Annotated in this window: 13 protein-coding genes, 1 tRNA gene and 1 pseudogene; 12 read left to right on the forward strand and 3 right to left on the reverse strand. The window is 60.1% G+C overall.

The window, feature by feature from the left end:
• The first annotated feature begins 60 nt into the window (after positions 1 to 60).
• Both FKV68_RS09650 and FKV68_RS09655 read left to right on the forward strand, forming a co-directional pair.
• Positions 61 to 1,788, forward strand: a complete 1,728-nt coding sequence (locus FKV68_RS09650; protein ID WP_180941259.1) for an ABC transporter permease — start codon at positions 61 to 63, stop codon at positions 1,786 to 1,788.
• Between the two features lie 24 nt (positions 1,789 to 1,812).
• Positions 1,813 to 2,928, forward strand: a complete 1,116-nt coding sequence (locus FKV68_RS09655; RefSeq protein WP_180941260.1) for an ABC transporter ATP-binding protein — start codon at positions 1,813 to 1,815, stop codon at positions 2,926 to 2,928.
• Between the two features lie 221 nt (positions 2,929 to 3,149).
• On the opposite strand, the gene FKV68_RS09660 is transcribed toward FKV68_RS09655, so the two are convergent.
• On the reverse strand, positions 3,150 to 3,356 hold the full coding sequence (locus FKV68_RS09660) for a hypothetical protein (protein ID WP_180941261.1): 207 nt from the start codon (positions 3,354 to 3,356) through the stop codon (positions 3,150 to 3,152).
• 309 nt (positions 3,357 to 3,665) lie between these two features.
• Positions 3,666 to 4,247, reverse strand: a complete 582-nt coding sequence (locus FKV68_RS09665) for a hypothetical protein (protein WP_180941262.1) — start codon at positions 4,245 to 4,247, stop codon at positions 3,666 to 3,668.
• A 696-nt stretch (positions 4,248 to 4,943) separates the two neighbouring features.
• Here FKV68_RS09665 and FKV68_RS33015 point away from each other — a divergent pair.
• Positions 4,944 to 5,237 carry a hypothetical protein gene (locus tag FKV68_RS33015; RefSeq protein WP_245181176.1) on the forward strand — a complete coding sequence of 98 codons (294 nt, stop codon included), beginning with the start codon at positions 4,944 to 4,946 and terminating at the stop codon, positions 5,235 to 5,237.
• A gap of 167 nt (positions 5,238 to 5,404) precedes the next feature.
• Here the strand turns inward: FKV68_RS33015 and FKV68_RS09670 are convergent.
• Positions 5,405 to 5,494, reverse strand: a tRNA-Ser gene (locus tag FKV68_RS09670).
• A 325-nt stretch (positions 5,495 to 5,819) separates the two neighbouring features.
• On the opposite strand from FKV68_RS09670, the gene FKV68_RS09675 reads away from it, so the two are divergent.
• The 9 genes and pseudogenes from FKV68_RS09675 to FKV68_RS09715 all read left to right on the forward strand — a co-directional run bounded on the left by FKV68_RS09675 (position 5,820) and on the right by FKV68_RS09715 (position 16,337).
• Positions 5,820 to 6,932, forward strand: coding sequence for a protein-glutamine glutaminase family protein (locus tag FKV68_RS09675; RefSeq protein WP_180941263.1), 1,113 nt, complete (start codon positions 5,820 to 5,822; stop codon positions 6,930 to 6,932).
• 281 nt (positions 6,933 to 7,213) lie between these two features.
• Positions 7,214 to 8,248 carry a septal ring lytic transglycosylase RlpA family protein gene (locus tag FKV68_RS09680; protein WP_180941264.1) on the forward strand — a complete coding sequence of 345 codons (1,035 nt, stop codon included), beginning with the start codon at positions 7,214 to 7,216 and terminating at the stop codon, positions 8,246 to 8,248.
• A 63-nt stretch (positions 8,249 to 8,311) separates the two neighbouring features.
• Complete coding sequence (locus tag FKV68_RS09685) at positions 8,312 to 9,466, forward strand: D-alanyl-D-alanine carboxypeptidase family protein (protein WP_180941265.1); 1,155 nt, start codon at positions 8,312 to 8,314, stop codon at positions 9,464 to 9,466.
• 180 nt (positions 9,467 to 9,646) lie between these two features.
• Positions 9,647 to 10,327, forward strand: coding sequence for a dTMP kinase (gene tmk / locus FKV68_RS09690; protein WP_180941266.1), 681 nt, complete (start codon positions 9,647 to 9,649; stop codon positions 10,325 to 10,327).
• A complete protein-coding gene (locus tag FKV68_RS09695; protein WP_180941267.1) occupies positions 10,324 to 11,355 on the forward strand; it encodes a DNA polymerase III subunit delta' in 1,032 nt (343 codons plus the stop codon). Before tmk ends, FKV68_RS09695 begins: the two co-directional genes overlap by 4 nt.
• 141 nt (positions 11,356 to 11,496) lie before the next feature.
• Positions 11,497 to 13,047 (forward strand): methionine--tRNA ligase, encoded by a 1,551-nt coding sequence (gene metG, locus FKV68_RS09700; RefSeq protein WP_180941268.1) that lies wholly within the window; start codon positions 11,497 to 11,499, stop codon positions 13,045 to 13,047.
• A 13-nt stretch (positions 13,048 to 13,060) separates the two neighbouring features.
• On the forward strand, positions 13,061 to 13,840 hold the full coding sequence (locus FKV68_RS09705) for a TatD family hydrolase (RefSeq protein WP_180941269.1): 780 nt from the start codon (positions 13,061 to 13,063) through the stop codon (positions 13,838 to 13,840).
• A 1-nt stretch (position 13,841) separates the two neighbouring features.
• Entirely contained in the window at positions 13,842 to 14,678 is an 837-nt protein-coding gene (locus FKV68_RS09710) for an MBL fold metallo-hydrolase (protein WP_180941270.1), read from the forward strand.
• A 249-nt stretch (positions 14,679 to 14,927) separates the two neighbouring features.
• Positions 14,928 to 16,337, forward strand: a pseudogene (locus tag FKV68_RS09715) (ISNCY family transposase).
• Positions 16,338 to 17,153 lie beyond the last annotated feature (816 nt).

Here is a 17,153-nt window from a genome sequence, read left to right on the forward strand (position 1 = left end):
GCGAGGCCGCCGATCCGGCGGCCTCTCTGACCGGCAATAGACGAGAGAGTTCTAAGCGACATGAAAACGCTTCAATTATCCGCCGCAACGGTGCCGACAGTCAGGAAGATCAATTTTTCGCCCGTCGTGCTCATTCTGGCCGCCATCCTGCTGGTGCTCATCATTCCGCCGGCCGCCTATCTGGTCGCCTCGAGCCTTTACACGACGAATTTCGACGGTTCTTTCGACCAGTTCACCTTTCAGTTTTTTGCCGATCTCCTTCGCAATCCCTATTTCCTGCGAAGTCTCATGCACACGGCCGTCTATTCGCTCGGTTCCGCCTGCGTCGGGATCGTCCTTGGCACCGTGCTCGCCATCATCGTCGAACGAACCAACACGCCAGGCCGCAAATATGCCTTCCTCGGTGCCGTCATCTCGCTTGCGATCCCGCACGTGCTCTACACCGTTGCCTGGCTAATGATTCTTGGCAAATCGGGCCCGTTCAACCAGATGCTGAAGGCGATCTTCGGGGCTTCCGCGCCGACGTTCGACGTCTATTCGCTGCCGGGCATGATTCTGATCGAAGGCGTCGGATTCGTGCCGCTGACCTTCCTGATGATGTCCGCGGTCCTGCGTTCGACGGATGCCGCTTTCGAGGAAGCATCGATGATGAGCGGGGCAGGGCCGATCGCGACCTTCTGGAAGATAACGCTCAGGATGGGCATGCCCGGCGTGCTGGCGCTGCTGCTGTTGAGCTTCATTCGCGCTTTCGAATCCTTCGAGGTTCCGGCAATCGTCGGCCTTGCAGGCAACATCGAAGTCCTGAGCACGAGCATCTACCAGAGTTCGCGTGCGACGACGCCGCCGAATTTCGGCCAGGCCGGCGCTTATTCCGTCTGTCTGCTCGCCTTCCTTGCCTGCCTGCTCTACTTCTACGGACGCCTTTCCCGGCACGCTCACCGCTACCAGACGATAACCGGCAAGGGATACCGTCCGCGTGTGATCGATCTCGGACGTGGCCGCTATGCCAGTATGCTGGTTCTCATCGCCATCCTGCTCTTCGTCATCGGACTGCCGCTGGCGATCATAGTCTTTGTATCCTTCAAACCCTTCTTCGGGAGTTTCAACGTCGCCAGCCTCTCGCGCTGGACGCTGAAGAATTATGCGACCGTGATCGGCCCAGGCTTTTTCCGCTCGACGCTCGTCAATACACTGGTGCTCGGGACAGTCACGGCAAGCATTGTCGTGCCCTTCACGGCCCTTTGCGCATGGCTTGCCGTTCGCCGCAAACCTGCAGCATGGGTGCTCGACCAGCTTGCTACCGCACCGTTGACCTTCCCGTCGATCGTCATGGGTGTCGCTTTCCTGCAGGTCTTCGTCAATCTGCCGTTCCCGTTCTATGGAACGCTGACCTCTGTGATCGTCGCCTCGGCCGTCGCCTATCTGCCCTACGGCATGCGCTACGCCTATGCCGGAGTGCTGCAGATCCACTCCGATCTCGAAGAAGCTTCGACAGCCTCGGGCGCGCCACAGATGCAGACCTTCATCAGGATCGTCCTGCCGTTGTTGTCGGCCTCGATGATCAGTTGCTGGCTGTTCGTCTTCCTGCTTGCGGTGCGGGCCATGTCGCTGCCGCTTCTTCTCGTCGGGCCCGGAAGCTCGCTGGTCGCCGTGAGCCTGTTCGATCTCTGGCAGAACGGGCAGGTCACCGAACTCGCCGCCATGGGCACGGTCTGGGTTGCCCTCATGACATGCGTTAGCGGATGCTTCTATCTGGTGGCGCGCCGTTACAGGATTCTCACCGCATAGTCGCGTTCCAGGGAGGTGGAATTTATGCTGAGAGTTGCCAATCTCGTAAAACAATACATCAACGAAGCAGGGGAACGAAAAGGCGGGGTGTCCGGCGTCAGCTTCGACGTCAAGGAGGGCGAGCTCTTCACGCTTCTTGGGCCTTCCGGTTGCGGCAAGACCACCACCTTGCGGTCGATTGCAGGCCTCGAACATCCCGATAGCGGTCTGATCCAGCTTGCCGGCCGCGACCTCTTCGACAGCCGTGCCGACGTACAGTTGCCGATGTACGAGCGCGACATCGGCATGGTCTTTCAATCCTATGCGATCTGGCCGCATATGAGCGTCTTCGAGAATGCGGCCTATCCCTTGCGCACCCGCCGCAACGGCCATCTTTCGCGCGAAGAGATCGAATCCCGCGTTATGCGCTCCCTCGAAATGGTCGGGCTTTCCGAATACCGCAACCGGTCCGCCACCAAACTTTCAGGCGGGCAGCAGCAGCGCCTGGCGCTGGCCCGAGCCCTGGTGCGCGAGCCGAAACTGCTTCTGCTCGACGAACCGCTCAGCAATCTCGACGCACTGCTTCGCGAGCAGATGCGCTCTGAAATCAAGCGCCTGCAGAGCGAATGGGGGGTCACGACGATCTACGTGACGCATGACCAGAGCGAGGCGATGGCGCTGTCCGACCGGGTGGCCGTGCTGAACAACGGCGTGATCGCGCAGATGGGAACGCCGATCGACATCTACGACAGGCCGAGATGCGAGTTCGTCGCCAACTTCATCGGCCGGACAAATCTTCTGCGCGGCAAGCTGGCAAGCCAGGTGAGGGCAGGTGATATCGCCGCCGTTCACACGTCGATCGGCACGATCAGATGCATGTTTTCCTCGAGCATGACTGCCGGCCACCAGATTTCATTTGTCATCCGGCCGGAGAACATCGAACTCCAGCCGCTCAACGGCATTCTGAGCGATGCGGCGCCGAACAGTGTCAACGGCCACATTCAGGGCAAGGTCTTCCTGGGAGAGGTCGCCGAATATACGATCGGCGTGGATGGCGATCAGAACCTGATTGCACGAACGCATCCCTCGATCGGCCTCAATCGTGGCGACCGCGTCCGCGCATCCTTCCCCGAGCATAAGGTGATCGCGATCTGCGACTGAGTTCATGCCTCTTATCGCTCCCCACTGCATGTCTCCTTAAATCGACCTCGATTTAAGGACAAAGACATGCAGCAATTCAAAGTGCTACAGCGACCTTTGCGCGTCTGATCAGACGCGCGGCGCTGTAGAGCAATTCCAGGAAAAGTGCGTAACGGTTTTCGGTCCGGAATCGCGCAGTTTCACAGAGTTAGATCATCCCACTGTGAAAACAATGGAATGATCTACACTGTGCGGATCATCTGCCAGATCTGGTCGGGGTCCCTGACGCCGCTCTGGTAAAGCTTGATGATCCTTTGGGCGACTTCTTCAGCCTCGTCACTGCCCATCGTCAGGTTGCGTTCTTCCAGCGCCTTGTGCAGGACGCCTTCCAGGATCGCGACTTCACCGGGAAGAATGGGATAATCTCGGAAGTTATTGAAAGGGTTCATGGCCGATCTCCTCTCTGGGCAAATCTGCCGGTCACGACAGTCTACGCGCTTTTTGAGAGGGTGCGAACGGGAAACAGTCGCGTATTATGAGAGGAGGTAGGGCTTGCCGGCGTTGCCTCGATCGCGTTTGGCGCGACTACAGCGCCGTCTGTAGGTGTGGTTTCAACGCGCAAGCGTCCACGCTGCGAAGCGAAAGGCCTCTCGCGTTCGCGAACGCTATCACTCCCACGCCACCTCCGCACTCGCTTTCGAGATAGCGCGGAGGCGTTTGGCGGGGGAATCTCAAAGCCCGCCTATGTCCAACGACCCTTATTTGCTCGACGCCGGATGAGGCAACATCTTCGGCATCTCTTCCAGCAAGGTATAGGGTCCTTCAGGACACTTGACGTCCGGATTTACCGGATGAAACAGGCCGAGCGGGTTCGGCTTGAAGATCCACGCATGCAGGTCGTAATGGTGGAGTTGCGCCGGCAGAAGCGGTTCATGCCCCTCCATGGGTCCGTCGAAGGGATGCCCGAAGAGCTCGGGATTCGGCTTGACGCCAGTGGCAAGCGGAATCAGCCATTCGACAGCGACGAGTTCCAGCTTGTCGCCACTTGGCTCATACACCAGCAAAGTCGGCTTCATTGGATCGGGCTCGGGACCGATCAGCGCGGGGTTCAGAAAGTGTACCCCCATCGTGCCCGACGAGTACGTGACGCATCCCAATGTCGAGAAATAGCCGTCGTGTACAGCAGCAACGGGGTCCTTGTACTTCTCAAGGGCTGATTTCAGCTTCTCCAACTCGGGCGGAAGTGGGTCGTTTGCACTCACCAGCGGTGCAGACATGAAAGAAGCGCCCGCTGCGAGACAAACTGTCTGCAGCAAACGCAGTACCGAAGACATACGCATGGCTTGTCCTCCCTCGCTCAACTCGCCTCCCGCGAGGAGCATGGCCGGCATGATACAGCGGACGAGATCGCTGTGCTATTCGCGAAAGGGGATTAGGGATGCGCGCATCGGAACAGGGGCGGGCGGGATGATCCGCGACCGCAATATACGTCCCCGGAACATGCGGCAATCCGCTTAAGACCTTTGGCGATATTGCGCCGGACTAAGGTCCCATAGATCGACGATCACGACACCCTAGGTTTTTGTGGGTTGTCGGCAATGCGCAGGTACAAGAACCTAATTATTTCAGAAGCGATTTAGGGCGGGGCCTGTCCGTAGAAGCATAGGCCCCCGCCTGTGTTCACTGCCGGCAAATATGCGTCAAGCAACAAAAAAGCCGGGTGGCCCCGACCTTTCGTCGTCACCCCATGTCGTTGCCAGTACATCCGTGGTCAACGGCACGGGGGACGTTCTGAAACTGAATGTAGGCGCCGATCATGACGGTGGCAAGTCGGGGTTTCTACACCCTGACAGATGCGCGCGGTCCGCGATCTCCGAAAGGCGACCGGTCTTGCGGATCTGATGTCACTGGACGCCTGACACTGCGCCGGCCGGTTGCCGTCTGCCGTTTCTCCGTCCGACGCTAAAGCGCGCAGCCGTTCATCGGAGGTTCAGGCTGGAAGGCTCAAGCTGATAGCCAGAGAGGAGGAGTTGACTATGAAAAAGCTCTCATCCGCCCTCACAGCCGCAATTCTGGCTGCGTCTTTCGCGTTACCGCTAAACGCCGCGCCGATGTTCGTGCCGCAACCCGACAAAGTACAGACCGGCGCCGTCGAACAGGTCAGACATTGGCGCTATCGTCATTGGCGCGCGGACCGCCACTGGAACCGGCGGTACGCTTGGCGTTCCTGCCGCTATTACGGCAGGTGCTACCCTCGCCAATACGGGTACTACGGTGATTATTACCGCTACCACAGGCGCCCTGGAGTCAGCCTCTATTTTAACTTCTAGCCGGTAGCACCCGCGAGGGTAGGGAAGGTCGCAATAATCACGGCTCAAGCGGTGAAACGCGTCACCCTCAACACGGCCGCCGCGCTCGAGCGCCCGGCGGCTCCGCCCCCTGATTCCGGCCATCTCCTATGAAGAGATCGCAAAAATGACAATGATTTCAACATGACTGGCGGAGGAGGTGGGATTCGAACCCACGGTACGCTTTCACGCACGCCGGTTTTCAAGACCGGTGCCTTAAACCGCTCGGCCACTCCTCCAGTCGATTGAAAAGGTTGAGAAGCCCAACGGTTGTTGATTCCATGAAAACGGCAACCGCTTGCTACTCGATCATTCGACGGCTGGCTTTTTAGCAGCTTTGATCGCCGCGTCAACGTGCTCCAGCACGATGCCGAGCCTCGACTGCCCCTCTGCCTGGGCAAGCTCGCCTCACTTGCTCCCCCCGTGTGAACGCGCGACGCGCGCCTGTCGCCGCCAGGCGCCAAGCGGCGCGGTTTGATCCGTCGGCTGGCCGTAAATTCTCTAGGTATGTTGGCGGGGATCGCTCTGGTATTCTGGCGCATCTGGGGGAGGGGAGGGTGTGCCATGCCAAATCCCAATGCGATCGTTTCGACCCGCATTGTTTTCGATCCCCCGCTCGACCGGCCCGTTGCCGAGCTGCTGCGCGCCGGGCTTTGGGTGGAGCTCGAAGGGGAGCGCCGCGTCCGGCTTGACCCGAGCGATGCCCGATCGAGCGGCTTCGTTCAGGTGCTTGACGGCCTCGCCAGGCTGAAGGCGCCGGTCTATCTGGAGATCGACCCCAGCAGCTCGGCAATCACTCGGCTGCTGATCCCGCATGTGACGCGCCCGATGAGCATGCGTCCTAGTGACCAGGGCTACGAGGTCACGCTCGAAAGGTCGCATGCGCGCCATGCATTGAGGCGTGACAATCCCGATTTTGCAACGATCGAGCCGGTGCTGCGCGCCGCCCTCGATTCGGGGCAGCGGCTCACCATCACCGAGGATGATGCGCACAACATCGTTGACGTACGTGGCTACACGCCGGGCCCCGATGACGCGCCGCTGCCGCCATGGCCCAAACCGGATCTGCCGCCGCTCATATGGCCGTGGTGGCGGCGTCTGCTCGACTGGATCTGGCGTTGGCCGATCTGGCCCTGGTGGTGGTTTCGCTGCGTTTCGAAAGCGACGGCCCAGCAGATCTTCGATGCGATGAGCGCCACAAGTTGCCCGCCGCTCACTGTGCCGGCCCCGTGCATCCCTTTTCTCTATCCCGATGACGGCTGCTGGGGCCGCGCGCACGAGATGTGTCGACTGATGATCAACATGGGCCGCAAGCCGCGCAAGGTGTGGATACAGGGGAACCTGCACGTCGCCACCAAGAATAATCCGAACTGCTTCGTGAACTGGGGCTGGCATGTCGCGCCGACGCTGTGCGTGCGCCGGGGCTGGTTCTGGACGCAGCAGATGGTGATCGATCCGTCGCTCTTCCCCACGCCCGTCTCGCAGGCGACATGGAAGGGCGTTCAGGGCGATCCCAACGCCATACTGACGCCGAGCGATGCCTCGATCTTTTATCTCTGGGGCAACGTGACCGACCCTACCTATGTCGAGACCAACCAGGTGCTCGCCTATTATCGTCTCCAGCTCCAGACCCGCGCGATCCAGCAAGGCCCGCCGCCTTATGCGAATTGCCCGTAACGGTGCACGAGCAGGAGAAGAGGCTGCAGGACCATGCGGTTGGGAAAATATCTCGTACCCCCGAAGAGGCAAAGGACCGCCACGAAAGGCTTCGCGGACCGATTTATACGATTTGTAAACCATAACGGAACATTTTTGGCGCGCTTCGGGCTTCCCGTTCGCAATTTTGCCGTCTTGCTGACATGATTAATCGACTGTCTCGTTTCGAGACGCCGAGCTTTCCGCGGGGGCTAGAGCGGAATGTTTTCGAAATACGGCTTTGCGAACGATATTGGGGACAGATGATATTCAGTAGAGATGCAGCACTTCTTTCGAGGGGTCTACGTGTTGCTGCGGTTCCGTTGCTTTGCGCGACGCTTGCCGCCTGTGGCTCAGCGTCGAGTGTCCAGACGAGCAAAGCGCGGAGCAAGGAATACTTTGCCGAGTCTGTCTATGGCGTCAAAGCGAGCCCGCGGGTCGCGACCGGGCGGAACATCCCGAAGGGCGGCGGGCGCTACCAGGTTGGCAATGCCTATCAGGTCAAGGGCAAGTGGTATCAGCCGAAGGAGGATTTCGGCTACAACAAGGTTGGCGTCGCTTCCTGGTACGGCTCGGCCTTTCACGGGCGACTGACGGCGAACGGCGAAGTCTACGACAAGTACCACTTGTCTGCCGCGCACCCGACCTTCCCGCTGCCGAGCTATGCCCGCGTCACCAATATGGAGAATGGCACATCGGTCATCGTCCGCGTGAACGACCGCGGCCCGTACGAATACGGCCGCATCATCGACGTCTCCTCGAAGACAGCGGATATGCTGGACATCAAGGGCAAGGGCAGCGCCAAGGTGCGTGTGCAATATGTCGGTCGCGCGCCGCTCGAAGGCAACGATATGCCCTACCTGATGGCCTCCTACGTCAAGAAGGGTGACCGCAGCCCCGGCGTGATGCCGGAAGGACAGATCGCGACCGGTGTCATGGTTGCGTCGAACGAGCCGTTCCGCAACCAGGTGCCGGATCTCGCCAATGTGCCGGTCCCTCAGAGATCGATGCTGGATACGGGCGTGCCGGTGACGGCGCTGGCCGAGCCGGCGCCGCAGGTCGCCATGCCGCAGTCTTTCGGCGAATTTGTCTCGCTCCCGGAGATCGGGCCGATCCCCACCGAGCGGCCGGAGCTGATCCCGATGCCTGACGGCAGCATGGCTTATGCCGCCGCCTATGTCGAAGTCCGCGTCAGCGACAAGGCTTCGCCCTTCGAGGCGATCATGGTCGATCCGAACCCGCTGACGGCCGATTCCATCGTCGCCTATGCAAAGCGCCAGAACAGGGATGGTGTTTAGCGCCAACTTCGGTTGAAGAGGCTTGTGCGCACTGCTATGCCCATGAAGAAGCCGGAGTTTCTCATGCGCATAAAGTTGCTTGCGGTCGTGGCCTTTCTTGCGGCGACCGTCTCGACAAATGCGGTCGCGCAGACGCCCGCATTCGATACCAAGGCGAAACAGATCTATCTCGTCGATGGGGAGACCGGCACAGTGCTCTTCGCGCGCGGCGAAGACGAACCCGTGCCGCCGGCATCGCTCGCCAAGCTGATGGCCATGGAAGTGGTCTTCGAAGCATTGGACAAGGGCGAACTGAGCCCCGAGACGACGTACGAGGTCTCCGAACACGCCTGGCGTACCGGGGGCGCACCGTCCGGCACCTCCACGATGTTTGCCGCCATCAAGTCGAGGATCCGCGTTGCGGATCTCATTCAAGGCGCTACCGTACAACTGGCAAACGATGCCTGTATCATTCTCGCGGAAGGCATGACCGGCAGCGAGGCTGCCTTTGCCAAGCGTATGACGGCGCGGGCGCGCGAACTCGGCATGCCCGTTGCCTCGTTCAACAACGCAACCGGTCTCCCGGATCCCGCCAACAAGGTGACGATGCGGGAATTGGTAACGCTGGCGCGGCACCTGCGCGAGGCTCACCCGAATTTCTACCGGCTCTATTCCCAAGCCGAGTTTGAATGGAACAAGATCCTTCAACGCAATCGCAACCCGCTGATTGCCGCCAATGTCGGCGTCGATGGGCTCGCTACGGGATTTGCAGAAGGTTTCGGCTTTTCGCTGGCCGCCTCGATGCAGCGCGGCGACCGACGCGTTTATGTCGCCATGGGCGGGCTCGAAACCGACAAGGAACGTACGGAAGAAAGCCGCAGGGTGCTCGATTGGGCGATGACGGCCTTCGAGAAACGGCGCATTTTTGCCAATGGGGAGACGATCGGCGAAGCAAGCGTCTATGGCGGCGCAGCATCGCATGTCGGCCTCATCGCGGCCGGGCCGATCGATGTGCTTCTCCCGGCCAACAATGCTGAACGGCTCACCGCGCGCATCGTTTACAAGTGGCCGCTCAGGGCGCCGGTCGCGGCCGGTCAGGAGGTCGGCGTCGTCAAGCTCTGGAACGGTGAGCGGCTGTTGGTAGAAGTGCCGCTGAAGACCGGCAGCGCTGTCGAGGTCGGTACGCTGACCAACCGCGCGGTCGATGCGCTTCAGGAGCTTCTTTTCTTCTGGCTGTAACAAATGCGCGCGCGACCGTTCCTTCCGGCGAACCAATCGGCTAAACAGGGCCGATAGCTGCAGCGCCGCGCGTCTCCTGAGACGCGTACCGGACGCTGTAGCGCTTTGAATTGCTGCATGTTTTTATCCCCAAATCGTCACCGATGCAGGGAACCATGCAGTCGGCCGATTTGGGAACGTATGGCGCTGACGAAGGGTTTGTTTGTAACGTTTGAGGGCGGAGAAGGGGCCGGCAAGTCGACCCAGATGCACCTGCTGGCCGATTCGCTGCGCGCGCGTGGTTACGACGTGCTGACCACGCGGGAGCCTGGCGGCTCCGTCGGCGCGGAGGCAGTGCGCCACGTGCTGCTTTCCGGGGCGGCCGAGTCTTTCGGCATTCGCATGGAGGCGATTCTCTTTGCGGCCGCGCGAAGCGATCACGTCGAAGAGGTGATCCGGCCGGCGCTCCAGAAGGGAACCATCGTCCTGTGTGATCGCTTCATGGACTCCGCGCGGGTTTACCAGGGAATCACCGGCAACCTCGAACCGGCATTCGTGGAAACGCTCGAACGCGTGGCCGTCAACGGTGTGATTCCGGACCGAACAATCATTTTCGATCTGCCTGCCACCGTCGGACTCGAACGCGCGCGTCGCCGAGCTGCCAGCAACAGCCCTGATCGTTTCGAGAAAGAGCAGCTTGAGACGCACGAGAAACGGCGCGAGGCCTTCCTCGACATCGCGGAGGCCGACCCTCGGCGCTGTCGTGTCGTCGATGCGGCACAGCCGCCGGACGTCATAGCCGCCGAGGTGCGCGAGATCATGGAGTCGTTGCTGTCGGAGGGTGACGAACCACGGTCGTCAAACGCGGAAGCTGCGTCATGACGGGGGAACGTCCCGGTGTGCTGGAAGGAGCCGTGGCCCCTGCTGAAAACAGCAAGCTGTTCGGCCATCCTCAGGCGGAAGAGTTTCTGGCCCAGAGCTACAAGTCCGGCAAAGGGCACCATGCGATCCTCATCGAGGGGCCGGAGGGCATCGGCAAAGCGACGCTTGCCTTCCGCTTCGCCAACCACATCCTGAACCATCCCGAGCCGACGACGGCGCCCGATCAACTCGCTGATCCGGATCCTGCTTCGATCGTCAGTCGGCAACTTGCTTCCGGCGCATCGCACAACCTGCTTCATCTCACGCGCCCCGTGGATGAGAAAACGGGCAGGGCAAAAGGGGCGATCACCGTGGACGAAGTGCGCCGCGTCGGAAAGTTCTTCGGCCAAACATCCGGCACGGGGAATTGGCGCATCGTCATCATCGACCCGGCGGACGATCTCAACCGCAACGCAGCCAATGCCATCCTCAAGATACTCGAGGAGCCGCCGCGCCGCTCGCTCTTCCTGGTGCTCACGCACGCACCTGGGAAACTCCTGCCGACCATCCGCTCGCGCTGCCTTCCGTTGCGATTGAAGCCCCTGGACCACGAGGCCATGCGCCAGGCGCTTGCGCATCTCGGCTTCGATATGACGGGGCCGAATGTCGAGCGGATTCTCGCCGCGGCAAACGGCAGTGTGTCCGAGGCGCTAAAGCTCATCAATTACGGCGGTCTCGATATCGCCGTCGCCTTCGAAGACATCCTGGTGGGAGACGGACCTGCGGTGCGGAGGCAGATGCACAAGCTCGCGGATATTCTGGCGGCAAGGGACAGTGAAACGATCTTCGATTTCTTCTCGTCCCTATTGACCGGGCGCGTCATGCAGCAGGCGCGTGACGCGGCGCTCGCCGGCGATATCGGCAGGGCCGAGCGCCTTGCAAGCCTCTCCAGTACTTTCGCGGAGCGTCTGACTGTGAGCGACGCCTACAATCTCGATCGAAAACAGACGATCCTGTCGCTGCTCGAAGATCTGAAGGACGCTTCTTAGGCGGGACGGGAGCCAAGGGACGCGGATTTCTCCGCAGCGCGCCGCATCAGTGGGCTTTTTATGCGCGCGGCGGTTTCCTACCTGAAGGCGATGCGCTAATAGCTGCCCTAGTCCAAGATCCGAGATATGTCGAAGCCCATCATGAGAGATACTTCCCCCTTCTACATCACCACCGCGATTTCCTATCCGAACGGCCGGCCGCATATCGGGCACGCCTATGAGTTGATCGCGACGGATGCGATGGCGCGCTATCAGCGACTGGACGGGCGCGAGGTCTTCTTCCTGACCGGCACCGACGAGCACGGCCAGAAGATGCAGCAGACGGCGAAGAAGGAAGGCATTTCCGCCCAGGAGCTCGCCGATCGCAACTCGGCGGAATTCCAGAAGATGGCCGTGCTTCTCAACGCCTCCAACGACGATTTCATCCGGACAACGGAGAAACGGCATCATGAGGCTTCGCAGGAAATCTGGACCCGCATGGGCGAGGCGGGCGATCTCTATAAGGATTCCTATGCCGGATGGTACTCCGTCCGCGACGAGGCCTATTATCAGGAAAACGAGACGGAGTTGCGTGACGACGGCGTGCGCTATGGGCCGCAGGGCACTCCGGTCGAGTGGGTGGAGGAGGAGAGCTATTTCTTCCGCCTCTCCGCCTATCAGGAAAAGCTCCTCAAGCACTATGAAGAGAACCCGGATTTCATCGGACCGGCCGAACGGCGCAACGAGGTCATTTCGTTCGTCAAGTCGGGGCTGAAGGATCTCTCGGTTTCACGCACGACCTTCGATTGGGGCATCAAGGTGCCGAACGATCCGGCCCACGTCATGTATGTCTGGGTGGACGCGCTGACGAACTACATCACCGCGACGGGCTATCTCACCGATCCGACCGGTCCGCGCGCAAAGTTCTGGCCGGCGAATATCCATGTCATCGGCAAGGACATCATCCGCTTCCACGCGGTTTACTGGCCGGCCTTCCTGATGTCCGCCGGTCTGCCGCTCCCGAAGCGCGTCTTCGCCCATGGCTTCCTGCTCAACAAGGGCGAGAAGATGTCGAAATCGCTCGGCAACGTCGTGGATCCATTCAATCTGGTCGAACACTTCGGGCTGGACCAGATTCGCTACTTCTTCCTGCGCGAGGTCTCTTTCGGCCAGGACGGCAGCTACAGCGAGGAGGGGATCGCGACACGCATCAATTCCGATCTTGCCAACGGCATCGGCAACCTCGCCAGCCGTTCGCTGTCGATGATCGTGAAGAACTGCGACGGCCAGATCCCAGTCTGCGGGCCGCTCTCAGATGAGGACAAGGCAATGCTGGCCTCTGCCGACGCCCTGCTCGAGGCGACGCGTGAGGACATGGGCAAACAGCTCATCCACCGCGCGCTCGCCGCGATCATCGCTGTCGTTTCCGAAACCGACCGCTATTTCGCCGGTCAGGAGCCCTGGGCCTTGAAGAAGACGGACCCGGAGCGGATGGCGACAGTGCTTTACGTCACCGCGGAAGTGGTCCGTCAGATCGCGATCCTGCTGCAGCCGTTCATGCCCGAATCGTCAGGCAAGCTCCTCGATCTCGTCGCCATACCGGCCGACAAGCGCGATTTTGCCCATCTTGGTGAAGCCGGACGTCTCGTTTCCGGAACGCCGCTCGAGGCGCCGAAACCGGTCTTCCCGCGCTACGTGGCGCCGGAAGTGTAAGAGAGTACGACGCATGCTGATCGACACCCATTGCCATCTGGACTTCCCGGACTTCGAGGCCGAGCGCGATGCGATCATCGAACGTGCTGCGGCGGCCGGCGTGGCGCAGATGGTGACGATTTCGACGCGCGTGAAGCGGTTCGACACGATCGTGGCGATCGCCGAAGCCTATCCGAATGTGTTTTGTTCCGTCGGTACCCATCCGCACAACGCGGACGAGGAACTCGACGTCACCACGGAAGATCTCGTTCGGCTCTCGTCGCATCCGAAAGTGGTTGCGATCGGCGAGGCGGGGCTCGATTATTTCTACGACAACGCACCGCGCGACGCGCAGGCGGAAGGGCTGCGCCGCCACATCGCGGCCGCGCGTGAGACAAGGCTGCCGCTCGTCATTCACAGCCGGTCGGCAGATGAAGACATGGCGGCGATCCTGACCGAGGAAAGCGGGAAGGGGGCCTTCCCTTTCCTGCTTCATTGCTTCTCCTCGGGTCCGGACCTCGCGCGTGTGGGCGTCGAACTCGGCGGCTACGTATCCTTTTCCGGCATTCTGACCTTCCCGAAGTCGCAGGAGATCCGGGATATCGCGAAGACGATCCCTCGCGATCGGATGATCGTCGAGACGGATGCACCTTACCTCGCGCCCAAACCGTTCCGTGGCAAGCGCAACGAGCCGGCCTTTGTCGTGCATACCGCTGAGGTGCTGGCCGAAACGATCGGCGTTTCAACCGAGGAAATTGCCGAGATCACGACGGACAACGCCTTCTGCGTCTTTTCGAAAATGCCGAGGCTCTGACGTGGCGTTTCGGCGGGTTTTCACCATTCTCGGATGCGGGTCCTCGCCTGGGGTACCGCGTATTACCGGCGATTGGGGGGCCTGCGATCCGTCAAATCCGTTGAACCGCCGTATGCGAGCGGCGCTGCTCGTCGAGCAGTTCGCGCCAGACGGCGGTAAGACGACCGTCGCTATCGACACCGGCCCGGATTTCCGCGCTCAGATGGTTGCCGCCGATGTTCGCCACATCGACGCCGTGCTTTACACGCACGCTCACGCCGATCATCTGCACGGAATTGATGATCTACGTGGCTTCGTGATCGAAAATCGCAGACGCGTGCCGATCTGGGCGGATGCATCCACGATGAGTGCAATCCGCGAAAGATTTCGTTATTGCGTGGAATCGCCGCCAGGAAGCGGCTATCCGCCAATCGTCGAGCCGCATCTTTTCACCGAAGATCTGTCGCCAGTCACCGTTCACGGTGACGGCGGGTCGATTTCGTTCACGCCGTTGATGCAATTTCACGGCAATACCCATTCGCTCGGTTTTCGAGTTGGTGACTTTGCCTATTGCAGCGACGTCAGCGATTTTCCGCCGGAGACCGTCGGAAAGTTGCTCGATCTCGATCTGATTGTCCTCGATACGCTGCAATACAAGTTCCATCCGAGCCATTTGTCCTTGGTGCAGTCGCTCGGCTGGATCGCGAGGCTTCGGCCGAAGCGTGCCGTGCTCACGCACATGCACGTGCCGTTGGACTATGAAACGGTGCAGAACGAGACGCCGGATCACGTCGAGCCGGCTTACGACATGATGCGTATCGAGTTCGAGATCGCCATGCCGTCCGCCGAAGAAGCATAACATCAGACCTTAGAATGCGGCTCCAAGCCATTGATTTCGCGCTAATCAGGCGAATGGGAGCCATGCAGGCAAGTTCCATAATCTATCTTATGCGATCTTCTGATGTAGTGGCATTTTAGAGATGCGACATATGAGCCGGTTAGAGATGCGACAGTCGTCGCCTCTCGGGATGCTGGTCAAACGTCAATGTTTGGAAGGAAGACTGGCGGCGTGAAGCGTGGGTTGAGACCATGAGCGTTCGGAGTCGTCATGTCTTGTTTGATCACCATGTCGCAGAAGGAATTGCATCGTCTTGAACTGATCCAGCGGATTCGCGGTGGCAGCCTGAGCGTCGTCGAGGCGGCCGCGTTGCTTCGTCTTAGCCGCAGCCAGGTCCATCGGCTGTTGCAGGCCTATGACCAAGCCGGCGCCGACGGTCTCGTCTCGAAGAAGCGCGGCCGGCCGAGCAACCGGCGCCACAGCGAGGACTTCCGCAATCTGGTGCTCGACCTGGTGCGTGAGCATTACGTGGATTTCGGACCGACGCTGGCCGCCGAGAAGCTCATCGAACGCCACCGGATTGCCGTCAGCAAGGAGACGCTGCGTCAGTGGATGATCGAAGCCGGCATCTGGACGTCACGCCGCGAACGCAAGAAGCGGGTCTTCCAGCCGCGCGGCCGGCGCGATTGCTTCGGCGAACTCGTCCAGATCGATGGCTCGCTGCATTGGTGGTTCGAGAGCCGCGGTCCCAAATGCGCCCTGCTGGTCTATATCGACGATGCCACCGGCAAGCTGTTGCACTTACGCTTTGCGACGTCAGAGAACACCTTCGACTATCTGCACGCGACGAAGGCCTACTTGCAGCAATAGGGCAAGCCGACCGCCTTCTACAGCGACAAGCATGGCATCTTCCGCACCACCCATGCTTCCAAGCAGGACAGAACCAGCGGCCTGACGCAGTTCGGGCGAGCGCTTTACGAGCTCAACATCGACATCATCTGCGCCAACACCCCGCAGGCCAAGGGGCGCGTCGAGCGCGCCAACCAGACGCTGCAGGATCGCCTGGTCAAGGAACTGCGGCTGCGCGGCATCGACACGATCGCGGCGGCCAATGCCTATGCGCCGGAGTTCATCGCCGACTTCAATCGTCGCTTTGGCAAGGAGCCGCGTAATCCGAAGGACATGCATCGGCCGTTTGCCGATCATGAGAATCTCGATGGTGCGATGTGCCGCAAGGAGGTTCGGAAGCTGTCGAATTCGCTGACGCTGCGCTATGACAAGGTGATGTTCCTCCTCGATCCAACCGACCTCGCCACGGCGCTGGCCGGCCAGAAGCTCATTGTCTGCGATTATCCCGACGGCCGCCTCGAGATCACCCACGAAGGGACGTCCCTGCCCTATAGAACCTTCGACACGCTGCGCTCGGTGCACCGCTCCGAGGTGGTTGAGAACAAGCGCCTCGATGACGTGCTGGCGCTGGTCGCCGAGATGCAGGCCGGACGAGAGCAACAGCGCAGCAAGGGCGGGCCGCGCCGCACCGGCCAGACGGACCATATGTTCGGCATTCGCGACGGCAGCCAACGCGGCACCAAGCCTGGCAGGAAGACGGATTTCACCAACGATCCCGTGGTCATCGCAAAGCGGCAGCAAGCCCTTGCGCAGCTGAAAGCGGCGGAGTGATGGGTGTCAAAGCTGAAGTTTATCTTGCAGCTGGAGCCATCCGCCGCCGACCGGGCTGCGCAACCCTGACCAGCTCCACCCGGCCGGCGGCTCGCGTCTTCGTACTTTGTAAATATAGAAACTTGCAAACACAGTAATAATGATTAGGATGATGTCGCGTTTCTAAGTTGACTACTTTGTCTAAGCTTTAAATAGCTGTGACATTGTATGTAGCCGGGTGGGTTCAAGGACGAATCGACTTGCCTACAAAATGATGGCTTCGCCCTGAAGAATCTTGGATGTCGATTTGTCAGTTTCACCTTCCCATCGCCGACGTTGCATCAGTTCATGGAACGCAAGGTCTCCGTTGGCTAGATCGGTCGGCGGCGCGATAGTCATCGATCTGCCGATCTATCTCGATCGGCGCCGATCTGCTCAAACCTGATCCGGCTGCTGTAGTACGCTGCCATTGACGATCAACGGCGTTATTGCGTTCCACAAACCATCGCGGCTTGTTGTGGAGCCAGGCATCGCGCAGATCTCCGATAAACTGGCGGTCCGTGTCTCGGCCGCTACCTCACGCGAGGTCCCCTTATTAGGTGCTGTCTCGTCTCAATTACCAACACGATACATCCAAGAGCTATACCGGGTTAATCTTGTCGAAGATGATCATCGCTGGAATCTGGGTTGCACGACCCAACCTATATTCATGCGCATTCGCAGTATCACGAAGTTATGATATCTGAGGATGTAGGTTAGTTTTTTACAACAAGTTATTGAAATAAAACTAATATTCGTATATGAGAATAATGAGATGTATTGATCTCGTGGCGGCGG

Origin of the sequence: Sinorhizobium mexicanum, assembly GCF_013488225.1 — a bacterium.
GTDB classification, from domain to species: domain Bacteria; phylum Pseudomonadota; class Alphaproteobacteria; order Rhizobiales; family Rhizobiaceae; genus Sinorhizobium; species Sinorhizobium mexicanum.